The 22,422-nt window shown below is 43.6% G+C and carries 18 protein-coding genes; 13 read left to right on the forward strand and 5 right to left on the reverse strand.

Annotation, left to right across the window (positions count from 1 at the left end):
- Window positions 1-3 precede the first annotated feature (3 nt).
- Window positions 4-2,088: a polyphosphate kinase 1 gene (gene ppk1, locus IE103_RS14350; protein WP_229827316.1), complete on the reverse strand. Its 2,085-nt coding sequence runs from the start codon at window positions 2,086-2,088 to the stop codon at window positions 4-6.
- Window positions 2,089-2,520: 432 nt separating this feature from the next.
- On the opposite strand from ppk1, the gene pstS reads away from it, so the two are divergent.
- The 8 genes from pstS (at window position 2,521) to IE103_RS14390 (ending at window position 10,174) form a co-directional block, all read left to right on the forward strand.
- Window positions 2,521-3,564: a phosphate ABC transporter substrate-binding protein PstS gene (gene pstS / locus IE103_RS14355; protein ID WP_189346826.1), complete on the forward strand. Its 1,044-nt coding sequence runs from the start codon at window positions 2,521-2,523 to the stop codon at window positions 3,562-3,564.
- 173 nt (window positions 3,565-3,737) lie between these two features.
- Window positions 3,738-4,715 (forward strand): phosphate ABC transporter permease subunit PstC, encoded by a 978-nt coding sequence (gene pstC, locus IE103_RS14360; protein WP_189346827.1) that lies wholly within the window; start codon window positions 3,738-3,740, stop codon window positions 4,713-4,715.
- Window positions 4,712-5,572: a phosphate ABC transporter permease PstA gene (gene pstA, locus IE103_RS14365; protein WP_189346828.1), complete on the forward strand. Its 861-nt coding sequence runs from the start codon at window positions 4,712-4,714 to the stop codon at window positions 5,570-5,572. Before pstC ends, pstA begins: the two co-directional genes overlap by 4 nt.
- 16 nt (window positions 5,573-5,588) lie before the next feature.
- Window positions 5,589-6,374 (forward strand): phosphate ABC transporter ATP-binding protein PstB, encoded by a 786-nt coding sequence (pstB, locus tag IE103_RS14370; protein WP_189346829.1) that lies wholly within the window; start codon window positions 5,589-5,591, stop codon window positions 6,372-6,374.
- Between the two features lie 57 nt (window positions 6,375-6,431).
- Window positions 6,432-7,151 (forward strand): phosphate signaling complex protein PhoU, encoded by a 720-nt coding sequence (gene phoU / locus IE103_RS14375; protein WP_189346830.1) that lies wholly within the window; start codon window positions 6,432-6,434, stop codon window positions 7,149-7,151.
- A gap of 93 nt (window positions 7,152-7,244) precedes the next feature.
- Window positions 7,245-7,934 carry a phosphate regulon transcriptional regulator PhoB gene (gene phoB / locus IE103_RS14380; protein WP_186890802.1) on the forward strand — a complete coding sequence of 230 codons (690 nt, stop codon included), beginning with the start codon at window positions 7,245-7,247 and terminating at the stop codon, window positions 7,932-7,934.
- A 75-nt stretch (window positions 7,935-8,009) separates the two neighbouring features.
- Window positions 8,010-9,308 (forward strand): phosphate regulon sensor histidine kinase PhoR, encoded by a 1,299-nt coding sequence (gene phoR / locus IE103_RS14385; protein ID WP_189346831.1) that lies wholly within the window; start codon window positions 8,010-8,012, stop codon window positions 9,306-9,308.
- Between the two features lie 167 nt (window positions 9,309-9,475).
- Complete coding sequence (locus IE103_RS14390; protein ID WP_308426999.1) at window positions 9,476-10,174, forward strand: response regulator; 699 nt, start codon at window positions 9,476-9,478, stop codon at window positions 10,172-10,174.
- A 22-nt stretch (window positions 10,175-10,196) separates the two neighbouring features.
- On the opposite strand, the gene IE103_RS14395 is transcribed toward IE103_RS14390, so the two are convergent.
- The 3 genes from IE103_RS14395 to IE103_RS14405 all read right to left on the reverse strand — a co-directional run bounded on the left by IE103_RS14395 (window position 10,197) and on the right by IE103_RS14405 (window position 13,211).
- Window positions 10,197-10,952, reverse strand: a complete 756-nt coding sequence (locus tag IE103_RS14395) for a hypothetical protein (RefSeq protein ID WP_189346832.1) — start codon at window positions 10,950-10,952, stop codon at window positions 10,197-10,199.
- 50 nt (window positions 10,953-11,002) lie between these two features.
- Window positions 11,003-11,863, reverse strand: coding sequence for a MipA/OmpV family protein (locus IE103_RS14400; RefSeq protein ID WP_189346833.1), 861 nt, complete (start codon window positions 11,861-11,863; stop codon window positions 11,003-11,005).
- A 139-nt stretch (window positions 11,864-12,002) separates the two neighbouring features.
- Entirely contained in the window at window positions 12,003-13,211 is a 1,209-nt protein-coding gene (locus tag IE103_RS14405; RefSeq protein ID WP_189346834.1) for a hypothetical protein, read from the reverse strand.
- A 329-nt stretch (window positions 13,212-13,540) separates the two neighbouring features.
- Here IE103_RS14405 and IE103_RS14410 point away from each other — a divergent pair, with 329 nt between their 5' ends.
- The 4 genes from IE103_RS14410 (at window position 13,541) to IE103_RS14425 (ending at window position 18,458) form a co-directional block, all read left to right on the forward strand.
- Window positions 13,541-14,881 (forward strand): ATP-binding protein, encoded by a 1,341-nt coding sequence (locus tag IE103_RS14410; RefSeq protein WP_189346835.1) that lies wholly within the window; start codon window positions 13,541-13,543, stop codon window positions 14,879-14,881.
- A gap of 70 nt (window positions 14,882-14,951) precedes the next feature.
- Window positions 14,952-15,848, forward strand: coding sequence for a DMT family transporter (locus tag IE103_RS14415; protein WP_189346836.1), 897 nt, complete (start codon window positions 14,952-14,954; stop codon window positions 15,846-15,848).
- A gap of 176 nt (window positions 15,849-16,024) precedes the next feature.
- Window positions 16,025-16,174: a hypothetical protein gene (locus tag IE103_RS14420; RefSeq protein ID WP_189346837.1), complete on the forward strand. Its 150-nt coding sequence runs from the start codon at window positions 16,025-16,027 to the stop codon at window positions 16,172-16,174.
- A 46-nt stretch (window positions 16,175-16,220) separates the two neighbouring features.
- Window positions 16,221-18,458, forward strand: coding sequence for a DUF1631 family protein (locus IE103_RS14425; protein WP_189346838.1), 2,238 nt, complete (start codon window positions 16,221-16,223; stop codon window positions 18,456-18,458).
- A 116-nt stretch (window positions 18,459-18,574) separates the two neighbouring features.
- On the opposite strand, the gene IE103_RS14430 is transcribed toward IE103_RS14425, so the two are convergent.
- Window positions 18,575-19,285 carry a DUF4136 domain-containing protein gene (locus tag IE103_RS14430; protein WP_189346839.1) on the reverse strand — a complete coding sequence of 237 codons (711 nt, stop codon included), beginning with the start codon at window positions 19,283-19,285 and terminating at the stop codon, window positions 18,575-18,577.
- Window positions 19,286-19,749: 464 nt separating this feature from the next.
- On the opposite strand from IE103_RS14430, the gene pepN reads away from it, so the two are divergent.
- Entirely contained in the window at window positions 19,750-22,419 is a 2,670-nt protein-coding gene (gene pepN / locus IE103_RS14435; RefSeq protein WP_189346987.1) for an aminopeptidase N, read from the forward strand.
- The last annotated feature ends 3 nt before the right edge of the window (window positions 22,420-22,422 follow it).

Here is a 22,422-nt window from a genome sequence, read left to right on the forward strand (position 1 = left end):
GATTTAGTTATCTTCTGATTCAGGCGAACCTAAAGTCTGCATCAAATATTGTTGTGCGCTAAATGGCTTCTGTTTGCCACGAACTTTTTTGCGTTCATAACTACCGTCAGAGTCAAGCACCCAAGCATTTTGGTTATCTTTTAAGTAGGGATCTAAACCTTCGGAGATAATGCGTTTCTTCAGGCTCTTTTCTAAGACCGGAAACGCAACTTCAATACGACGGAATAAATTACGGCTCATCCAATCTGCACTAGCCAGATAAACATCGTGCTGCAAATCATTCCGGAAATAATAGATACGTGAATGTTCTAAGAAGCGTCCAATGATAGAACGCACCGTAATGTTTTCAGACAATCCAGGAACACTAGGGCGTAAGGTGCAGGCACCGCGAACGATCAGGTCGATTTTGACGCCATCTGCTGATGCGGCATATAAAGCACGGATCACCGATTCATCGACCAAGGCATTCATTTTTGCGATGATGCGACCGGGGCGACCTTCACGTGCGATACGTGCTTCATTCCGAATTGCCTTGATGATTTTGGGTTGTAAGAAGAAAGGTGCGAGCCACAGATGTTCTAGTTTTTTCGGCTTGGTTAAACCTGTTAAGTGAATAAACACTTCGTTGACTTCAGCTGCTTTTTTGGGGTGAGCCGTGAGTAGACCAAAATCTGTGTAAAAACGGGTGGTGGAAGGGTGATAATTGCCAGTCCCTAAATGCGCATAATGACGCAAGCCTCCACCTTCTTCACGGCGAATCACTAAGGCTAGTTTGGCATGCGTCTTTAAACCGACCACACCATACACAACTTGAGCGCCAGCTCTTTGCAAGCGATCTGCCCAATTAATATTTGCCTCTTCATCAAAACGCGCCATTAATTCGACTACCACCGTGACTTCCTTGCCCATGCGTGCTGCGGTGATCAGTGATTCCATTAGATCGGAATTCATGCCGGTGCGATAAATAGTTTGCTTGATCGCTAAGACATTCGGGTCAAGCGATGCCGTTCGTATGAAATCAATTACCGTTTGGAACGGCTGAAATGGGTGATGCAATAAAATATCTTGTTTGTTTAAAACATCAAAAATATTTTTTTGTGCAAGCTTGGAGTCCGATTTGGCTGAAAAGGCTGGGAAGCGCAGGTTTGCTTGATTCACATGGTCGATTAACTCAGATAATCGCACCATATTGACTGGGCCATCGACCGCATAGAGACGGTCTTTACTCAGAGAAAATTGTTCTAGTAAAAATTGTGACAAAGATTCAGGGCAATTTTTGGCAACTTCTAGGCGAACTGCCATGCCAAATTGACGACCTTGCAATTCTCCTTGCAAAGCTTGACGTAGATTTTTCACTTCATCTTCATCCACCCATAAATCACTGTCACGTGTGACGCGAAATTGCGAGTAAGCGAGAACTTCTCGATCATTAAATAAATCACCAATGTGCGCATGGATGACTGAGGACAATAGACAGAAAGCTTGCCCTTTCTCAGTTAGCTCGTCGGGAATCTTGATGACACGCGGTAAAACGCGTGGTGCTTTCACAATCGCGATCGCAGTGCCGCGTCCAAACGCATCTTTACCCGCCAGCGAGACAATAAAGTTGAGACTTTTATTAACAACTTGGGGAAAGGGGTGTGCTGGATCTAAACCTATCGGTGTTAATAAGGGACGTACTTCGCGATCGAAATAGGATTTCACCCAAGCACGTTGAGCTTCGGTTCGTTCGGTGTGACGTAATAAATGTATGCCTTTGCGCGATAAGGCTGGCAAGATGTCTTGGTTTAATACTTCGTATTGACGTGTCTCTAACGCGTGACACTCTTTATCGATACGTTCCATCATGCTAGTGAAAGCGGCGTGTTGGGCTAGTTGCCCATCGATGGTATTTTGCGCTAATAAACTAGCTACGCGCACTTCAAAGAACTCGTCTAGATTACTGCCAACAATACATAAATATTTCAAGCGCTCTAATAAAGGGATACTTTTGTCTTCTGCTTGTGCCAACACGCGCCAGTTAAACGCAATTTGTGATCGTTCTCTATCTAAATAGATTGCTGACCGTGGCAAGCCTAGGCTTGTCATTAATGCCGATTCGCTATCGTTTGTCGCTTTGTGGCTCATGTTAGCGCCTGCTGAAGAAGAGGAATTTGCATTAACCTCTATTGCTTCTGTCGTGTCAATGACATTGTTTATGACATCCGGATTGATCATTGCGATTTTTCGTTTTAAACGATTTTGAACTAAATAAACACGCTGCTTGGCAAGCAAAATAGCCAAGTTCTGCAAAGATTGTAATTATTAATTATGACAAGTTTGTGACAGAAATATTTCCCCAATTCAAATATTTCATAGATCATTAAAGTCTGTCATATTCTTGTCATATTGGGCTAGTACAGTTCGATCCATGTTATTTCAGTGCACAAGCAAATTGCTTAATTCATGAAGTCACATACAGGTTTTATAAAGATTTTTATTAAGCTTGAAGAATCGTTTTCCCAATTACACGAGGTCAATATGCAATTTAATCGTATTGTTAAGTCTTTGGTCATGGCAGCTGGTGCTGCGTTGGCTTTTTCGTCTGTGCATGCTGCTGAAGTCACTGGTGCAGGCGCGACTTTCCCCTATCCAATCTACGCAAAATGGGCTGATGCTTACAAAAAAGCAACGGGAAATACTATCAATTACCAATCCATCGGTTCTGGTGGTGGTATTAAACAAATTAAAGCAAAAACAGTTGATTTTGGTGCAACTGATATGCCATTGAAAATCGAAGATTTGAACACTGACGGCATGATGCAGTTCCCAGCAGTGATCGGTGGTGTTGTGCCTGTAGTGAATTTGGAAGGGATTACGCCAGGTCAATTGAAAATGACTGGTGAGGTATTGGCGAAGATTTACATGGGTACAGTTACTAAGTGGAATGCAGCTGAAATCGCGGCGATCAATCCAGGTGTGAAATTGCCAGCGGAAGATATCACTGTAGTACATCGTTCTGACGGTTCTGGTACAACATTTATCTGGACAGATTATTTGTCTAAAGTAAGCCCAGAATTCAAATCTACTGTGAGCTCTGGTACTGCGGTTAAATGGCCAGTTGGCTTAGGCGGCAAAGGTAACGAAGGTGTTGCTGCAAATGTACAACGTATCAAAGGTTCTATTGGTTACGTTGAATATGCTTACGTGAAACGCAACAAAATGACGCACACACAAGTGAAAAACTTGGATGGTCAATTTGTACAACCAGATGACGCTAACTTTAAAGCAGCTGCTTCTGGTGCAGATTGGGCAAAAACACCAGGTATGGGCGTGATTTTGACAAACCAACCAGGCAAAGCAACTTGGCCTATCAGTGGCGCAACTTTCATCTTGTTGCATAAAGTACCTGCGAATGCAGCGAATACACAAGAAGTTGTGAAATTCTTCGACTGGGCTTTTGCAAACGGCTCAGCCATGGCGACTGAATTGGAATACGTTCCATTGCCAGCAGATGTCGTGAAATTGATCCAAGCTAGCTGGAAAGCGAACTTGAAAGATGCATCTGGTAAAGCGCTGTATTAATCTTCTAAATCTTTTAAATCGTTAGATTGATTTGATTATTGTGAAGTAAGTAAGACACAAACATCCCGACCACACGTTGGGATGTTTGCACATAAAAAGTAAAAATATCTACTCCAGCTTTGAACTCTTCATCTGCATCGATTCGGGATGAAATACAGGAAGATAGTCAAGTGATGACAAGTACTCAAACCACACAAACCATGATGCATAGCTCAACTATGCGGAAACAGAAATTGCAGGATTTTCTGTTTCATAAATTGACCTTTAGCTTTGCGCTAATGGTCTTACTCGTTTTAGTCGGTATCGTCGTATCGCTATTTTATGGCGCTTTACCGGCAATGAAAGAATTTGGATTTGCCTTTATCACCACCGTTGAGTGGGATCCAATCAATGATCAATATGGCGGCATGATTGCGATTGTTGGTACCTTGGTGACTTCAGGTATTGCCTTGTTGATCGCGTTTCCAATTAGTTTTGGTATCGCTTTATTTTTAACAGAGATCTGCCCAGTTTGGCTAAAACGTCCACTCGGTACCGCGGTTGAATTGTTGGCAGGTGTGCCTAGTATTATTTACGGCATGTGGGGTTTATTCGTATTCGCCCCATTTTTCAGCACTTATGGACAGCCATTTTTGGCAAGCACTTTAGGTAAGTTGCCTGTCGTTGGCGTTTTATTCTCAGGTTCGATGATTGGGATTGGCGTACTAACAGCCGGCATCATTCTGGGCATTATGATTATCCCGTTTATTGCATCCGTAATGCGCGACGTGTTTGAAATTGTGCCACCTGTATTGAAAGAATCTGCCTACGGCTTAGGTTGTACACGCTGGGAAGTGGTGCGTAAAGTTGTGTTGCCATACACCAAAGCCGGTGTGATTGGTGGTGTAATGTTGGGGTTAGGGCGCGCACTCGGTGAGACCATGGCAATTACCTTTGTGATCGGTAACGCGCATAAATTACATTGGTCTTTATTTGCAGGTGGAAATAGTATCGCTTCTAGTCTCGCAAATGAATTTGCCGAAGCAGAATCTGAATTGCACGTCGCTTCCTTATTCTTGCTGGGCTTAATCTTATTTGTAATTACATTCGTGGTCTTGGCTTCGGCAAAATTGCTGCTGTTAGGTATGAAAAGAAAAGAAGGTGTGAAATGACCCAAGCTGCTGTGAATTCTGTATATAAGTCGCGTTTGCGCAAGCATAAGATTGGTATTTTCTTTTCTACTGCTGCGATGGCTTTAGGCGTATTTTTCTTAATGTGGATTTTGTTAACTTTGGTCAGCAAAGGTTTGGGCTCATTAAGCTGGGAAGCCATTACCACTGCGACGCCAGCTCCAGGTGAAGAAGGCGGTGGTTTAGCCAATGCATTATTAGGTAGTTTAATGATGGTTGGTTTCGCGACTTTGATCAGTACACCAATCGGCATATTGGCAGGGATTTATTTGGCAGAATATGGTGAGAAAAATTGGTTTAGTGATTTGACGCGCTTTGTGACAGACATTATGTTGTCTGCACCATCAGTGGTGATTGGTCTATTTGTGTACGCGATTTACGTGGCACACATTAAACACTTCTCCGGTTGGGCCGGTACGTTAGCGATTTCTCTGATTGCGATTCCTGTTGTTGTGCGTACTACCGATAATATGTTGGCGCTAGTTCCCACAAGCTTACGAGAAGCTGCATTTGCGCTGGGTGCTCCGCGTTGGAAAGTCGCTTTGTTTATTCGTGTGAAAGCGGTTAAGGCAGGTATTTTGACCGGTGTCTTGTTGGCAATTGCACGCATCTCGGGTGAGACTGCTCCTTTGCTTTTCACTGCGTTGAACAACCAATTTATTAATATCGACATGAATAAACCGATGGCGAATTTGCCGGTGGTTATTTATCAATTCGCAATGAGTCCTTATGACAATTGGCGTGGTCTGGCTTGGACCGGTGCCTTATTAGTGACCTTTAGCGTATTGGCATTGAATATTCTGTCACGTACTGTATTCGCACAAAAAGTGCATAAATAATTTAGAGCTGAACATCATGATTCCAAATACAAAACCAGTAGTAGAGCAAAAAGCTTGCATCGAAACGAAGAATTTGAATTTCTATTATGGGAATAACCGCAGTTTGCATGACGTGAATTTGAAGGTCTATGACAAGAAAGTGACTGCTTTCATCGGTCCTTCTGGTTGCGGCAAGTCGACTTTGTTACGTACTTTTAACCGTATGTATGACCTGTATCCAGGTCAAAAAGCTGTTGGTGAAATTATTTACAACGGCCAGAATATTTTGTTGCCAGGTCAAGACATCAATATGTTGCGTGCAAAAGTGGGTATGGTGTTTCAAAAGCCAACTCCGTTCCCGATGTCGGTGTATGACAATATCGCCTTCGGTGTTCGTTTATACGAGAACCTCTCTAAAGGTGAGATGGATGAACGTGTTGAATGGTCGTTGAAAAAGGCGGCTTTGTGGAACGAAGTTAAAGATAAATTGAGTAGCAGTGGATTAAGCTTGTCTGGTGGTCAACAGCAACGTTTATGCATTGCGCGCGGTGTTGCGGTGAAGCCAGAAGTCTTGCTGTTAGATGAACCGACCTCGGCACTGGACCCAATTTCTACAGTAAAAATTGAAGAGTTGATTAACGAGTTGAAAGAAGATTATACGATCGCGATCGTCACGCACAATATGCAGCAAGCTGCGCGTTGTTCCGATTACACCGCCTATATGTATTTAGGCGAATTAGTCGAGTTCGGTGAGACCGACAATATCTTTATGAATCCCGTACGCAAAGAGACCCAAGATTATATTACTGGCCGTTTTGGCTAATTTTGGCGAGTACATTTGCAAATACCGTAGACGATCAATCAGAATTCAGGAGCTAACATGACAGGCGAACATTCATCGAGTCAGTACAATCACGATTTAGAAGCAATCCGTTCCCAAGTATTGTTAATGGGCGGTTTAGTAGAAAACCATTTTCAGGATGCGATGTCTTGCTATCGCACCGGTAACAGCGAACATGCAGCAGCGGTTGTGAAGTCAGACGAAGAAGTGAATCGTTTAGAAGTCATGCTTGATGATATGTGTAGTCACTTGATCGTTAAACGTCAACCAGCCGCGAATGATTTACGTACCGTGATGGCGACTGGTAAAGTAATTACCGACTTAGAGCGTATCGGTGACGAATCAACCAAGATCGCGCGTATCGCACAAGAAATGATGCATAAAAATCGTAGCAACGCGATGTTTAGTGGATATGAAACTGTACGTGTTTTGGCCAATAGCGTTGGCCAGATGTTGCATCAATCGTTGGACGCATTTGCACGCCATGATGATGCAAAAGCAGTGCAGTTAATCGCATTTGATGAAATTATCGACAGTGACTTTCGTTCGATCATGCGTAATTTGATTACGTTTATGATGGAAGACCCGAGCACGATTTCTTTCGCTCTCGACGCATTGTGGGTAGCAAAAGCGATTGAACGAATTGGCGATCATGCAAAGAATATTGCCGAGCATACGATTTATATCGTTGAAGGTCGCGATATTCGCCATTCCGATTACGTCGCTAGCAAACAAGATAAAGCGACACCACAAGTATAAGTTGGGAAGTAGCGGTGTGAATGAAATCGATTGCACCGCTATTACTTATCCTGTGCAAGCAATTAAAAATATAATCCTAAAAAATATAATCCTATGTCAGTTGATAAAACCACGATTTTAATCGTAGAGGACGAACCTGCGATTAGTGAGTTGATTAGTTTTACTTTACGTGCGGCAGGTTGGAATACAGTTGCTGTTGGTAATACCGCAGAAGCTTGGGAATTCTTGCAACATCGCACGCCGCAATTAATTTTGTTAGATTGGATGCTGCCAGATCAAAGCGGCTTGCGATTGTTATCTAGAATTCGTTCCGATCGCAACTTCAATGAAATGCCGGTCATTATGTTGACTGCAAAAAGCATGGAAGAGGACAAGATTTCAGGCCTCGATCATGGCGCAGATGATTACATCACCAAGCCATTTTCTCCGCGTGAATTAACTGCGCGCATCAAGGCCATGTTGCGTCGTAAGAGTCCAGAGCATGCGCAAACGAGTTTAGTGATTGCCAATGTGCATTTAGATCCTGTTAGTTGCACAGTCAAGATAGACGACAAGAAAATCGAGATTGGTCACGCAGAATATAAATTGTTAAAGTTCTTTATGGCTCACCCAGAACGTGTGTTTTCTCGCAGCCAGCTATTAGACAAAGTATGGGGCGATCATGTTGTGATCGAAGAACGTACCGTTGACGTGCATGTGCTACGTTTGCGCAAAGTTTTAAAGAATGCGGAAGGATTGATTAAAACAATTCGTAGCGTTGGTTATATGCTGTCGGAAAAGTAAAAAATTTTAATCGATAGTTTTGTCTTATCATGACTGAGATATTCTTTCTCAGTCTTTAATTTGAATCACTCAATAATGCGCCCACATCTCGTTTTTTGGATTTCAGCGGCCGTCCGTATGACGATCATTCTGGCAATGTCGGCGGTAGCTGCGTACTTTTTTGGTGTGGTGACAGGTTTAGCACTCGCACTGATTAGCATGATCGTGTTGATTGTGGTGCAGTTGCAGTATTTATTGAACTTGTCTGATTGGTTGGATAATCCCAATAGCGCTCGACTTCCCGATGGTTGGGGGGCATGGACTGAAATCTTTTCGCGGCTCTACAAATTGCGTCGTGGCGACGAAAAAAATCAATCTGAATTAGCTGAATGGTTAGCCCGTTTTCGACAAGCGATGACCTTGTTGCCGGATGGTTTGGTGATCATGGATGACGTGATGTTTTTGGAGTGGTGTAATCCAATTGCAGAACATCATTTGGGTTTGGATTTGTCGCGTGATAAGGGCATGCGCGTGACTAACCTTGTACGCGCACCGGAGTTTATTGATTATATTATTCTTGGTCGTTACGAGACGCCATTGACCTTATCACTACGTGACCGAAAGTTAATCGTGCATGTGATTCCGTTTGAAAATCGTCGTCAAATTTTGGTTACTCATGATATTACTGAATCAGAACGTATTGATATGATGCGCCGTGATTTCATTGCCAATGCATCACATGAGTTACGTACCCCACTTACGGTAATTAATGGCTTTTTAGAAATCGCCGCGATGCAACCGGATATGGAAGTATCGATTCGTTCTTCGCACGTGAAGTTGATGATAGAGCAGGGCGAGCGTATGCAACGATTGGTTGAGGATATGCTGACCTTAAGCCGGCTAGAATCAACTGAATTTAAAGTACGCACAGAACACATTGATATGCATTTGATGTTGCGCCATATTTGCCAAGAGGCGCAGGCATTGTCAGCGGGTAAGCATCAAATTAGCTTAGAGTTTGATGGACCAGATATTCAAGGTAGTAGCGATGAAATTCGCAGTGCGATCAGTAATTTGGTAACCAATGCGGTGCGATATACACCAGAACACGGCGAAATTAAGATCATTTGGAAGAACACACCACAAGGGCCGAAGTGCGTGGTTCAGGACAATGGCATTGGTATCAGCCAAGAGCACATATCGCGCTTAACCGAACGATTTTATCGCGTCGATAAAAGTCGTTCGCGTGAGACCCAAGGAACTGGTTTGGGCTTAGCCATCGTCAAGCATGTATTAATTCGTCATGATGCGCAATTGTTGATTGAATCGACCGTTAATGTCGGTAGTAAATTCTGTGTACAATTTTCACCGCGTGCCGTTGTGTTGCCTAGTTAAAACCCTTGGTTTAACTTTTGCTTAACTTGTCGTTGCGGTCTGATTGTAAATCGCCTTCAGCTACAGCTAGTTGCTGATTCTATTTCTCCGTCTTAGTGCTTTTCTTTACGCTCAGAGGATTGCTGTTGTAATGTAGTCCTTATACAATGGAGCAAAGGAGAATACCTATGTTTCGTGTGATGTTAGTAGAGGATGATGAGCGCCTCGCCAGTTTAATTATCGAATATCTGCAAGCGTATGAGTTTGCTGTTGACCTAGTGCCACGAGGTGATTTGGCATTGGCGCACTTTCAAGCGACGTCACCGGATATGGTGGTATTAGATTTAATGTTGCCCGGCTTGGACGGCATGGTGGTGTGCCGCCAGATTCGCGAAATTAGCCGTGCGCCGATCTTGATCTTAACAGCCCGTGAAGATTCCTACGACGAAGTCTCTGCATTAGAGCAAGGTGCCGATGATTTTGTCAGTAAACCTGTGCAGCCGCGAATTTTATTGGCGCGTTTGCGTGCTTTGGTAAGACGAATTCAGGGTGCAACAAGCTCTAGCAATGCCGTAGATAATGATGGGTTACAGTTTGGTGCCTTGAGTATTTCTCGTAGTGACCGAGTGGTGCATTGGCGTCAACAAGTCGTCGATTTGTCGAATACAGAATTCAAGCTATTGATGGTGCTGGTTGAGTCACCTGGGAAAGTCTTATCACGCGACGATATTTTGAAGAAAATGCGTGGTATTGAATTCGATGGACTCGATCGGAGTATTGATAACTTGATTTCACGCTTACGCCGTCGTTTCGATGATCAAAACTCGGAAAAAATCAAAACCGTGTGGGGCGAAGGTTATTTGTTCTCACCTTCTGCTTGGGAATAAATTTGAATAGCGTTCTGATCGTTTATTCTATCAGAGCGATGATTGCTAAAGGGCTGGTACGTGTATGTATCTGCCCTTTTTCTATTTTGAGGTTGGCTTGCGTGTAGTTCGCAACATTTCCGGGGGCGCCAAAAATTACATTGCTTGTTTTAAAGTGGGGAGGGCTGTCAGGCCATAAACCAGTATTTTCACTAAGCGCTAACGTTGTACTTTGCGTTAAATATTTAAATTCGACAGTCGCGTTAGTATCTTTCTTCGCAAAGGCGAAGCGCACGCCAACACATCGTTTGCCACGAAAATTAGATGGTTCAATATAGGCTTGGTAAGCAAGTGTTTGTTCGCAAGCGGCACGAAGGTCGGCCAATTCATAAATCCCATCGGCTCTGAGATTAATACTCGTTCTAAAGCGAAATGCTGCTTGTCCTTCTTTTTGATTAAGGACTAGTTCTGCATTGTCATCGTAGGCTGCCTTTAATAAGGGCAAAGAGGTGCGCCCGAGCGCATCAAGAGGTAAATCCAGATGGGTGGATTTTCCTAAAATCCGTAATTTCAGTTGATCGATTGTAAGTGATTTATCTGCTGGAATAATTTGTAATTGGAGCTGGATCAGATTTTTTGCTTTTCCATATTTCTCAAACCAAAGCATTGATTTATACGCATCGCGGTAACTCATCCATTCAGCGTCTTTCGCACGTATTGGTTCGCCAGCAGACTGCGCTAATGCATGCGGTGCAATAGTCAGTGTGATTAGGGCGAATAATGCGTTACAGAGTTTCACGGTGAGCTAACTTACTTATAAGTGGTTGAGATAAAAGAGCTTTGATTCATTCAGAAACGATAAGCAAGTGCGGTTGATACATAGACATTCGTTTTGCGTTCAACTAATGGACTTTTACTGGCGTTTCCAACTAATTGGCTTAAGCTGAGTTTGGAGGTTACTAACCATGAGGCGTTTAAATTCCAATTCCAAAAAGCTTCTGCATGAATGTTTTTTATTCCTGCGCTGGACTCAAACTGTGGATTAATGCTGCGTCCCGCTTCAACTTCGGTGACCCCAAAATAGCTATTGGAATAGGCTTTGTTGACAAGGTTGACACCAACGCCGACGATTAATTGGTGGTGACGTGCAATATCTTTGAAGTGATATCGAAGGTCAGAACTTAAGCGGATTCCTTGGCGGTTGTTACCTGCGCCAAACACCAGGGTATTGGTGTTGCATAAGTTCTCGCTGACATGGAAATTGTAGAAGCCGCCTGCCAGCACGCGGGTATGAATATTATCCATGCCCACCAATCGGTTATTTTGTCTAAGGCTTTTTTCGTCTAAACCTGGACCCACTGCACTCGAGTGACCATAAGCTGGTGATTGAATCGCGTTCGATGTTCCATCGGGTGTGCGACTCGGTTCTAGCATAATGATGGGACCAAACTCATGACCATACTGATTTGACATGTGCAAGCCAGCACTCATTCCTGCTACAAATAATCCATTACTCCATTGCATTTGTAAGACAGGAACAGCAACGCGTTTTGTATTCGCAGCGCCTTCATATAAAGGGCGCGATAAAACACCTAAGCCTAAGTACATATCATGACTCCCATCGGGCATCAGGTTCTGTGCTGGGCTTTGCGCATTTGCTGCCTGGCTCAAAGCACAGGCAGCGATCAAAAAGCTGGTTATTTTCTTCATTGTAAATTCTCAAAATTGCAAAAAAAGATGGGTACCCTTCAGCATTTTACAATTGAGAAATAATTTCAGGGTTGAATTTCAATTTTGATTCATAGAAATGTGGGATTGAAATGCCTTCGACCTAGAGAAATAAATTGGTTTAATTCACCGGAAGCTTCACTGAGTTAAATTCCACGGACTCATTACTTTGATCAACTTCTGCGATGTAATAGGGTGTTGTAATCACCGCTGTGCATACATTATGAGGTGCAGGCTCAGTCTCGTAGTAGCTTGCTGCCAATTTGCCATTGTTACGCCATACGCGTAAATCGCTAATATTGTTGCAGCCTGATCCGCGTGAGCCAAGAAATACGGCAATCAGCATTTTCTTCGAGAAATCAACTTGCGCTTGTGATGCATTATTTTCTTTGTTGTGCGCTTGCCAAATACTATTCCAAGTGGCTTGATCTTTAATGACTAAGGTACGTGCATCTTGGATACCTGAATAAAATCCACTTGTGATCGTTTTTTGCGTTACTAAGGATTTACTGACATCGGTAAATTCTACTGGTAAGCCTATCTTCGGTGTCTCGACCATATGCATAGGTGTGCTTGCGGTCGGGCTTTCGGGATCACAGCTCGCAATCGCAATTCTTTCTTCTTGGAAGTAATGCGCACTTAGTTTTTGGCCGTCTGAATTGAGTCGTAAGAAGCGTGTAATGCTGCAGTTATTCGCCGTTTTAAAGAAGTTCACCAAAACCATTTTTGAATTGAAGTCCGGTGTCAACAAGCCAGCATCTTGTTTAATATTGGCAAGTGTCCAGAACGTGTTCCAACTAGCTTGGTCTTTAATGACCGTATTTTGCGGGTTGCTGCCGCGATAAAACGGTGCTGACAATCCTTTGATCGCAATCAGATTGCTCGCTGGTGCAGGGATATTTAAGCTCTGTACTTGATGTCCAGATCCCAAGCCGAGGTCAGCTTTATCAAGGTTTTGAATCATTGTTTTGAATAAACTTTCTGCTGCCGTGTCTGTGCAACTTGTACGTGGCCCAGCGATTGAATCTGCATGAGTACAAAGCAAGCTTTGCACATTATTGCCATACAAATTTTGTGCGTAGGACGCATCCGCGCAGCTGCCTGCTTTATCCCACAAGACATATTTCTGATCTACGATGAATAGACGATTTCTAAAGTTCGCACAACTAGCATCTTTTACCAAATTCAAAAATTCACTGCTAGCGATCGGTGGTGCTATTTTTGCAGGTTCTTGTTGCTTAACACCACCATCACCGCCACAGGCGCTTAATGTGATGCTCAGCGTGGTGGCCAGAGAAATTGCTTTGAGACGAGAATTAAAAGCTGACATTCGAAATTCCTTTGCACGAATTGGGGCTAGTCGATTGGCTAAATTGTCTAAATGGATTAAGTCAGTGTGTTAGTGTCAATGCGCTCTGTTATCAACAGTATTGCATGCAGTGTTCACATCTTAAAATTGATTCAAATTCAAGTCTTCCTCGAATTAAGCGGAATTTGTCGTCAATTTGTACAAAGTTTCAAAATGTGCGCAAAGCCGACGAAAACGCTTAAAAATCTCGTGTTTGGCATAGACATTCTTATAAAATAGCCGGCGAGGAGAATCTTAATGTGGTGTTTTTGCAATAATCTAATAGTCATACATGGCGACCGAGGGTACTTGTGAATCGCCTCTTTCTGCGTTTTTTAATCCCCGTGTTACTTTCTATCGCGTTAGCCACGGTGCTGGTGTACGCCGTGATTACTTGGTTATTCGGTGATCCAATTGAAAAGAATGCAGAGCGTCAGGCAGCGCCGCAAATTTTTTTGATTGAGCAATATATTGATAAGGCAGCGACGGATGAGTGGCTAGCGCGCCTAAATAAGGTACGTGAAGTTTCACAAGTACAATTTGAATTGATCCCGCTCGCGCAAGCGCTTGAGAAAGTCGATCGTGCTCAAGTAAAGAAATTGCAAAGCGGTAAAATCGTCATAGATGCTGCGAATCGTGCATTGTTTCGTCGCGTCGACCTTGATGGTGAACGCTATATCGGTAGTGACGAAGATGTCTTGTATGCACAAAATTTACCGATCGATTATTGGTTTAATATCCGACTTGAGATAGTTCGTTTTATCATTGTCGCCTTTGTTCTCTTGATTCCGATTGCTTTTTGGTCGAGCGCGCACTGGCGGGATATTCAAGCTTTGTCCCGCGTCACAACTGCGATTGGCGAGGGGGAATTATCTGCACGTGCGACAACTTCGAGCAAGGCAAGTATTTATCCCTTAGCGCAACAAATTAACTTAATGGCGGGCAGGATTGAGCAGCTGATTAGCGCGCAAAAAAATCTTTTACATTCAGTCTCGCATGAAATTAGAACGCCAATCGCGCGTTTAGAGTTTGCGCTAGAAATTTTGCAGGATAGTGCTGACAGTGATGTAGAGGACAAGCTGACGAGTGCCGAGCAAGAAAGACGTAGGCATAGAATTCAAGCGATGCAAGCAGATTTGGGTGAGTTGAATATGCTGGTATCTGAGTTACTCAATATGGCTAAGTTGGAAGCGCAAGGGCAGCTAAGTAAGGCACAACTGGATGCTAAAGTCTTGGTCGAAGAATGTTTGCAACATTTACCGCCAATGCCCGCACATTTGCAACTGCAGACAGTTTTAGCGGAGAACGATTTGCTGCTTCAAGTCGATCAACGTCTGATTGTTCGCGCAATTCAAAACTTATTGAAGAACGCATTCAAGTATGCCGAACAGCAGATTATTTTTTCAGTGCGGCAAGACAGCGATCAATGCTTGATTACCGTAGAAGATGATGGCGCAGGTATTCCCGATAGTGATGTAGAAAAGATTTTTGAACCTTTTTATCGTCTAGATCGTAGTCGCGATCGTGCTACTGGCGGGTTTGGTTTGGGCTTGTCGATCGTGAAGCAGATTGTCTTGTTGCACGGCGGCAGTGTGTCGGTTCTTAAATCGGAAATTGGTGGTGCGCGCTTTGATATTCGTTTGCCGATTTAATCTTATCTTTGAAGGCGACGAATAATTTCGTTTGGCGTCATCGACGATTGTCTACTATTGGGAGTACTTCTTGCAGTCCACGCAACTTGATCGTCGTAAGCAACTGATAGGCCTTAGTTTAGCAATTGCTGGGGCAATTTTATTTTCAGCTAAAGCGATAGTCGCCAAATTGTTGTATCAATATCAGCTTGACGCTGTTACGGTGATTGCTTTCCGCATGCTTTTTTCTTTGCCAGTCTTTGGCGTAATCGCGTGGTGGCAAAGCCGTCAACAAGCGCCACTCGCCTTGGCAGATCGTTGGCGCTTAGTAGGCTTAGGATTAGTTGGCTATTACTTGTCGAGTTTTTTAGATTTTTTAGGACTCCAATATATTTCGGCAGGTCTTGAGCGTTTGATCTTGTTTTTAACGCCTTCATTTGTATTGTTGATCCATGTGTGGTGGTTCAAACGTTTAATTCGTCCCATTGAATATCTGTCACTTGGGATAGCTTATCTTGGTATCGTGCTGGTTTTTATGCATGATCTTTCTTTTAATGGAAATCAGGTTGTCCTTGGCGCGGGTTTAGTGTTGGGATCAGCGTTGGCGTATGCCACGTATTTGATTCAGTCTGGCGAAATGGTGGCGAGAATTGGTTCATTACGTTTGGTGTCATACGCCATGTGTGTCTCTAGCGTGGCATGTATTCTGCAGTTTTTGTTATTGAAACCGATCAATCATTTGATCCAGCCTTGGCCAGTGATTTCTTTATCTGTTGTAAATGCGATTGCCTGTACTGTGTTTCCAGTATTTCTAACGATGTTTGCCATTCAGAAGATAGGTGCGCCAAAGGCATCACAAGCTGGCATGATAGGACCCGTATCAACCTTGATATTCGCTTATATTTTTTTGAATGAAGCGATTACCGTTTGGCAGTTAATTGGTTCCAGTTTGGTTATTGTTGGAATGTATTTGTTGAGTCGTAAATAATGCGCTTGGCGCTAGAAAAGAATAATTAAAAGAATAATTTTTTACGTTCAAGCTTCGAGAATACTTATTTTTCTTTTTCTTAGCGTGAGAACGACTAGTCGAATTAATGGAAAACAACTTATACTCAAGTATTCCGTTTGTCCTTAAATTTTAATTTAGGAAAGCAACAAATCTTTATGGCATCAGAGAATTCCCCAGAAACCAAAGAACATTCTACTGAGGACGATGGCAGCCCCAAGTTTGGGCGACTTCTTCTTATTTTGTTAGCTGCGGTTGCATTGATTGTGCTGATCACATTCGCGACCGAGGCTTATCATACGCCTTAGTGAAAAATGGTTGCTGCCGATTTTGAATCATTATTCTGAGTAAGCTATGGATTCCACGCCAATTTCTCCAACTGCTGCTAATACAGCGAAAGACGCCGCTAGCGTAAGCAAGCCCGCGACTGGGCACTTGCGCGAGAACAAAGTATTGGAATCTTCGAGCGCTTCTCGTTTATTGATTTTACAAAGCATGGTGCCGTTGGCTACGAATTTGGTCTCCTCGCAATTAGAGGCACTGTCCAATCGTTTGGCAGAACAATTATTCAAGCTCTCTGATCAAGCCGTGCGACCAGAAGAAGCGCGTATCAGTCTAGATGCCCATCAACTCATAAAGCGTAATAGCACCAGCTTTTATCGTCTGGTTGCTAGCCAGATTAATGCTGCTTTAAGTCGTGAAGTGAGTGTTTTTAATACCAGAAAGCGTGTTAAGAAAGATCAGCAATATTTAGATAACACTGCGCAAACCTATGAGGAAATGGAAGGCAAGATTTTGCTACGCAATGCAAGTCATGCGCTAGAAGTCTTGAATGCGGAACCTTTGGTGATGCTTAATACTTTAATTGGACGCATATTAAACCGCATACCAATTGATGTTTCGCAAAATCCGTTTCGGCCTGAAATCTTTGTAAAAGCGGTGCATCAGGCGTGGATGGAATTAGATCCGAATCCAGCTTCGCATTTATTAGTTTTGCGATTATTGCAGCCAGCGGTGTTTTTGCAGTTGCACCCCATCTTAGATGAAATCAACCAAGCCTTGATGGCGCGTGGCATTCGTCCAGATGGTGACGACTTGGCGGATGCTTCAACCGGGAATTCAGTTTATTTGCCTGTGCAAAAATCGTTCAATATGGATCCTTATCTTCAAGATAAGTTGAAGCGTGTATTTTCCGGACAAATTGAGTTACCGTACACCGATCCTGATCATGGCTTAAGTAGCCTAGCGATGGTTAGCGACACCTTGACCAATCAATTAGATCATGATGCGGAAGAAGATCATGCAGACAAGGCGAGTATCGACCAACAGTTTTTTGAAGATTTGCGTGAGATGCAAATTCGCTATGCAGAAACTGAGAGTAATACGACGCAGTTAAGATCGCGTTTGCACAAAGTGCTGCATTCGCCGTCGGCACAAAAGCTCAGTTTGCTTGAACGGAATACGATCGAATTACTGGCACGAATGTTTGATTATATTTTTGCTGATCCAAGTTTGGGCAGCGATATGAAAAACATGATTGCGCAATTACAAATTCCGATTGTGCGAGTCGTTTTATTTGATCGCGATTTCTTTTTTAGAGAATCACATCCAGCGCGTACCTTGCTTGATATGCTCGGCAGTTCAGGCATTGTGTTGGATCAAGAGTCCAGCAATCCAGACCCATTACTAGGCGTGATTGGCGATGTCATCGAGCGTGTGCAATCTGAGTTTGATGAGCATATTGATTTGTTTTCTGATGTCGTCTCAGATTTAGAATCGTATTTGAAGGAAGAAGAATCGAAAGCGCAGATGGCGATTAGCCAGCCTGTACAAACCGCATTAAGCGCAGAAAAGATGCGGATTGCGAGGGAATTTGCCGAACATGATGTGGCAATCCGGGTCGAAACTGGCGAGGTAGCGGGTTTCTTAGAAGTGTTCTTAGAAGAGCAGTGGATACGCATTTTGACTATTGCGCATAGCGTTAAAGAAGAAAAACCACATGCGTTGGAAAATGCCTTAAAGACGATGGACGATTTGATCTGGAGTCTTAAACCCAAAAATAGCCCAGAAGAGCGTAAAGAGTTGATTGCAAAGTTACCTGCAATGCTGACTTTACTCAATGCGTGGTTGAACGCGATTCGTTGGGATGAACCTGACCGCGTTTTGTTTTTTTCTAAGTTAGCCGAACGTCATGCGGCGATGGCGCGAGCGCCGTTAGAGCTGTCGCCTCGTCGTCAATTGGAAATTGCCGTCAATATCGCACAGCGTGCTAGTAACCGTCGATTAGAGCGATTTGTACATGACAAAAACGTGCAAGAAGAAGATGAAGCAAGCAAAGAAGTCGCGGCTTTAGAGCGAGGAATGTGGCTGGCTTTTAGTGAAGATGCAGAGCAAGTGACCCGCTATAAGTTAGCGTGGATTAGCCCGAAACGCGGTAGCTTTATTTTCGCAAATCGCCAAGGAGATCAGGCATTTTCTATTACAAACACGGATTTGGAAGCCAAATATCGGGCCGGAACAGTCAGCACTATATTGGCTAATTCTTTGGTAGATCGTGCTCTCAGCCATGCCTTGCGAGATTTAGCAGTGTAAAAAATAAGCTGACTTTTTGCTTTTGTGAACCAGCAAGTTAGACAAAAAATACCCCGATGCTTTGTTGTATCGGGGTATTTTTTATAATGGTGCTAATAGATTTGTATGGAACAAGCTTACTTTTCTAACTCGATTTCTACTTTGCTTTCACCAGTCTTGTTTGGAAATTCACGCAAAGCGCTTTCTACTAGTAAGGCGATATAAGGATCAATATTCTCATCAGCCTGAGTTGTTTTTGCGGTAACTGAATACAATAATTTTCCTGTTTTTGCATCATTAATACTGACCTCAATGCCATGATCAAAGTATTGGCGAGCCTCTAATTGCGCTCCGTAAAATGGATCATTTAGACGACCAAATGCCCAAGGTGAATAAATTGGTCGAATATAACGTGGATAGAACACGGAACGCACTCGCATAGGATAGTAAGGGTAGCGCAAAAATCCAGAGTACATAGGGAAGGAATTAAAACCACCCATAGGAATCACTAGACCAGATGGGGTAACGATGTAACTGATAGGCCCGTAAAGTGAAGAGACGTGAACATTGCCGGGAATCGAGATCAGTTGTAAGCCAACTTTTAGCGCTGCGTTTTCAGCTGCAGCCTCGCTAAAACCTAATTCTTGCATACGTGCTTTGAGGTCTTCGGTCGCATGTAAATATTCTGGTTCTTTAGCTTGTTCAGCATGTTCAACAAAGGTGTAGGATTTTTGCGGTAACACCTCCGGTAGTTGATTAACTGTCTTGATATTGCTGGTAAAAGTGCTCGCGCATCCTGTGAGTAAAAAAGCACTGAATATGAGTAAGCTAGCTGTAAATTTTTTCATGATGTTTGTCTCCGGTATTGCTGGATGATACTAGAACTACATAAAACAAAGTGAATTGCATCGATTGTTGTGACTCTAACATGATCTATAAAGCCATGAAAGTCGGTGTCATGGTTCAACGTCGAAATTATCGATGTGCTTGAAACGGTTTGCATACCACTTTAAAAAATCTCACTTCGAACTTAATTAGTATTGAATAAGGAATAAACGTGAACGAGCCGAGTTTGGTAACAATATTTTTCTGCTTGTGGTGGATTTTTATCTAATTTCTTGATTTTTCCGCCATCTTGGCTTGCTTTAATTGCGCTGTGACGACTATCTCAATGCAATTGTTGAGATTTGCAGCCTTCCAGTGTCTGTGCTTGGTAAAATACGGGCTTCCAATTTTTTCTGCCGAATAACACCACTTTCGACAGTTGTTTTTATTCATTTGGGTGAAATTTATGCGAAAACCAGCGCAGGACATGAATATTGCTACTCCCGTCACAATTTATCGTAAAGATTACGTTGCTCCGGGTTTTTGGGTTGATACCGTAGAAATGGGTTTTGACTTACACCCGCAACGTACCCATGTTGCTACCCGTATCACGATGCGGCGCAATCATGAGAGCGCGGAAAAGGACTTAGTGTTGTTCGGTGAAGATATCAAACTGCTGCAATTGCGCATGAATGGTATCAATCTGAAAAAATCCGCTTATAGCTTGAATAAAGAACGCCTAGTGATCAGCAATGCGCCTGATCAGGTGACGTTGGAAATCGAAACCGCGATTGCAGCCGATAAAAATACCACGATGTCGGGTTTGTATGTCTCGAATGGCAATTTCTTCACCCAATGCGAAGCAGAAGGTTTCCGCAAGATCACGTATTTCCCTGATCGTCCAGATGTGATGGCGAGTTACACCGTCATGTTACGCGGTGATAAGAAGTTATACCCAGTGCTCTTGTCGAACGGGAATTTGATAGAGCAAGGTGATCTTGGTGATGGTCGTCATTATGCGAAGTGGGAAGACCCATTCAAAAAGCCGTCTTATTTATTTGCCTTAGTCGCTGGTAAGTTGGTGTGCCAAGAAGAAAAATACAAGCTCAAATCCGGCCGCAAAGTCTTACTGCAAGTGTGGGTAGAAGAGGGCAATCTCGATAAAACCCAACACGCGATGGATTCACTGAAAAACAGCATACGTTGGGATGAAGAGCGTTTTGGTTTAGAACTTGATTTAGATCGCTTCATGATCGTTGCAACCAGTGATTTCAATATGGGCGCGATGGAAAACAAGGGCTTGAATATTTTCAATACCAAATACGTGCTAGCGAATTCTCGCGTAGCGACAGATACCGATTATGCGGGTATTGAATCGGTGGTTGGTCACGAATATTTTCACAATTGGACGGGTAATCGCGTCACGTGTCGCGACTGGTTTCAATTGTCTTTGAAAGAAGGATTGACCGTCTTCCGCGATCAAGAATTTTCTGGTGATCTGGTTGGCAACGAGACTGGGCGCGCGGTCAAACGCATCGAAGATGTACGCGTGCTACGTCAATTGCAATTCCCTGAAGATGCAGGTCCGATGGCACATCCTGTGCGTCCTGATTCGTTCGTAGAGATCAATAATTTCTACACCGTGACTGTGTACGAAAAAGGTTCCGAAGTCGTGCGCATGTATTACACCTTGCTGGGCCACGAAGGCTTCCGTAAAGGGATGGATTTGTACTTCCAGCGTCATGACGGACAAGCGGTGACTTGCGATGATTTCCGTGCAGCGATGGCTGATGCGAATGGCCGCGATCTCAAGCAGTTTGAACGTTGGTATAGCCAAGCTGGCACACCACGTGTGAAGGCGCATGCTAGCTACGATGCCAATGCAAAAACGTATACCTTGAACTTGAGTCAATCTTGTTCTAAGACTGCTGGGCAGGCAAAGAAATTACCTTTCCATATTCCTGTCGCCGTCGGTTTGATTGATGCAGAAGGAAACGATATACCTCTGCAATTGCAAGGTGAATCTGCGATTGCTACGACCAAGATTTTGGAATTAAAAGAAGCGCAGCAAAGCTTTGTGTTCACCAATATTGATCGTGAAGTTACGCCATCCATACTGCGCAATTTTTCTGCACCGGTGATTTTGGAATACGATTATAGCGACGAGCAATTAGCGCATTTGTTAGCACACGATAGCGATCCGTTCTGTCGTTGGGAAGCGGGACAACGATTGGCGATGCGTCGTTTGTTGGGCTTAGTGAGTGCGGTACAAAAGGGTGAAGCCTTGAGCATAGATGATTTGTTCATACAAGCATTGCATAAGACTTTAAACGATCAACATCTTGATCCTGCCTTCCGTGAATTGGTGTTGACTTTGCCGTCGGAAGTCATGATTGCTGAGGAAATGGCAATCGCTGATCCGCATAGTATTCATACCGCACGTCAATTTGTGCGCGCGACTCTGGCGCAGCATTTGAAGGCAGATTTGCTGCAAGCCTATCAAGATAATTTGACGCCAGGCAAATACAGCCCTGACGCGCAATCTGCGGGCAAGCGTGCGTTGAAAAATTGCGCTTTAGCGTATTTAGTCGAGTGGCCAGAAGCAGCTACCTATGCTTTAGCGCATACCCAGTATCAAGAAGCAGAAAATATGACTGACCGTATCGCAGCTTTGAGCGCGATGCTGCATTGTTCTTCCGCATTGGATAAAGCGCACAGCAAGACACGCAAGCAAGTGTTAGCACACTTCTATAAAGAGTTTGAAAGCGAAGCCTTGGTGATCGATAAATGGTTCACTCTGCAAGCGACGGCGCCGACAACGGATGTGGAGCAAGTACGCGCTTTGATGCAACACAAAGCCTTTAGCATGAGTAATCCGAATCGTGCGCGTAGCTTGATTTTTGCTTTCTGCAACGCCAACCCCGCACGCTTCCACGCGGCTGACGGTAGTGGTTATGCTTTATGGGCTGAGTGCGTCATTGCATTGAATAAACTCAATCCGCAAGTCGCAGCGCGCTTGTCTCGTAGCATGGATAGATGGACTAAGTATCCCAAAGCCAATCAAGCATTAATGAAAGTGGCTTTGCAAATAGTAGCAGCGACCAAGAATTTATCGAAGGATGTATTGGAAGTGGTAACGAAAGCTTTGGCGGCGTAACGA

Source organism: Affinundibacterium macrobrachii (assembly GCF_014652415.1).
Lineage (GTDB): Bacteria > Pseudomonadota > Gammaproteobacteria > Burkholderiales > Burkholderiaceae_D > Undibacterium > Undibacterium macrobrachii.

Bases quoted from the DNA above. Each gene is read 5' to 3' on its own strand.
- ppk1 (WP_229827316.1), bottom strand. From the start codon at position 2,088: ATGACAAGCCTAGGCTTGCCACGGTCAGCAATCTATTTAGATAGAGAA.
- pstS (WP_189346826.1), top strand. From the start codon at position 2,521: ATGCAATTTAATCGTATTGTTAAGTCTTTGGTCATGGCAGCTGGTGCT.
- pstC (WP_189346827.1), top strand. From the start codon at position 3,738: ATGACAAGTACTCAAACCACACAAACCATGATGCATAGCTCAACTATG.
- pstA (WP_189346828.1), top strand. From the start codon at position 4,712: ATGACCCAAGCTGCTGTGAATTCTGTATATAAGTCGCGTTTGCGCAAG.
- pstB (WP_189346829.1), top strand. From the start codon at position 5,589: ATGATTCCAAATACAAAACCAGTAGTAGAGCAAAAAGCTTGCATCGAA.
- phoU (WP_189346830.1), top strand. From the start codon at position 6,432: ATGACAGGCGAACATTCATCGAGTCAGTACAATCACGATTTAGAAGCA.
- phoB (WP_186890802.1), top strand. From the start codon at position 7,245: ATGTCAGTTGATAAAACCACGATTTTAATCGTAGAGGACGAACCTGCG.
- phoR (WP_189346831.1), top strand. From the start codon at position 8,010: ATGCGCCCACATCTCGTTTTTTGGATTTCAGCGGCCGTCCGTATGACG.
- IE103_RS14390 (WP_308426999.1), top strand. From the start codon at position 9,476: ATGTTTCGTGTGATGTTAGTAGAGGATGATGAGCGCCTCGCCAGTTTA.
- IE103_RS14400 (WP_189346833.1), bottom strand. From the start codon at position 11,863: ATGAAGAAAATAACCAGCTTTTTGATCGCTGCCTGTGCTTTGAGCCAG.
- IE103_RS14405 (WP_189346834.1), bottom strand. From the start codon at position 13,211: ATGTCAGCTTTTAATTCTCGTCTCAAAGCAATTTCTCTGGCCACCACG.
- IE103_RS14420 (WP_189346837.1), top strand. From the start codon at position 16,025: ATGGCATCAGAGAATTCCCCAGAAACCAAAGAACATTCTACTGAGGAC.
- IE103_RS14425 (WP_189346838.1), top strand. From the start codon at position 16,221: ATGGATTCCACGCCAATTTCTCCAACTGCTGCTAATACAGCGAAAGAC.
- IE103_RS14430 (WP_189346839.1), bottom strand. From the start codon at position 19,285: ATGAAAAAATTTACAGCTAGCTTACTCATATTCAGTGCTTTTTTACTC.
- pepN (WP_189346987.1), top strand. From the start codon at position 19,750: ATGAATATTGCTACTCCCGTCACAATTTATCGTAAAGATTACGTTGCT.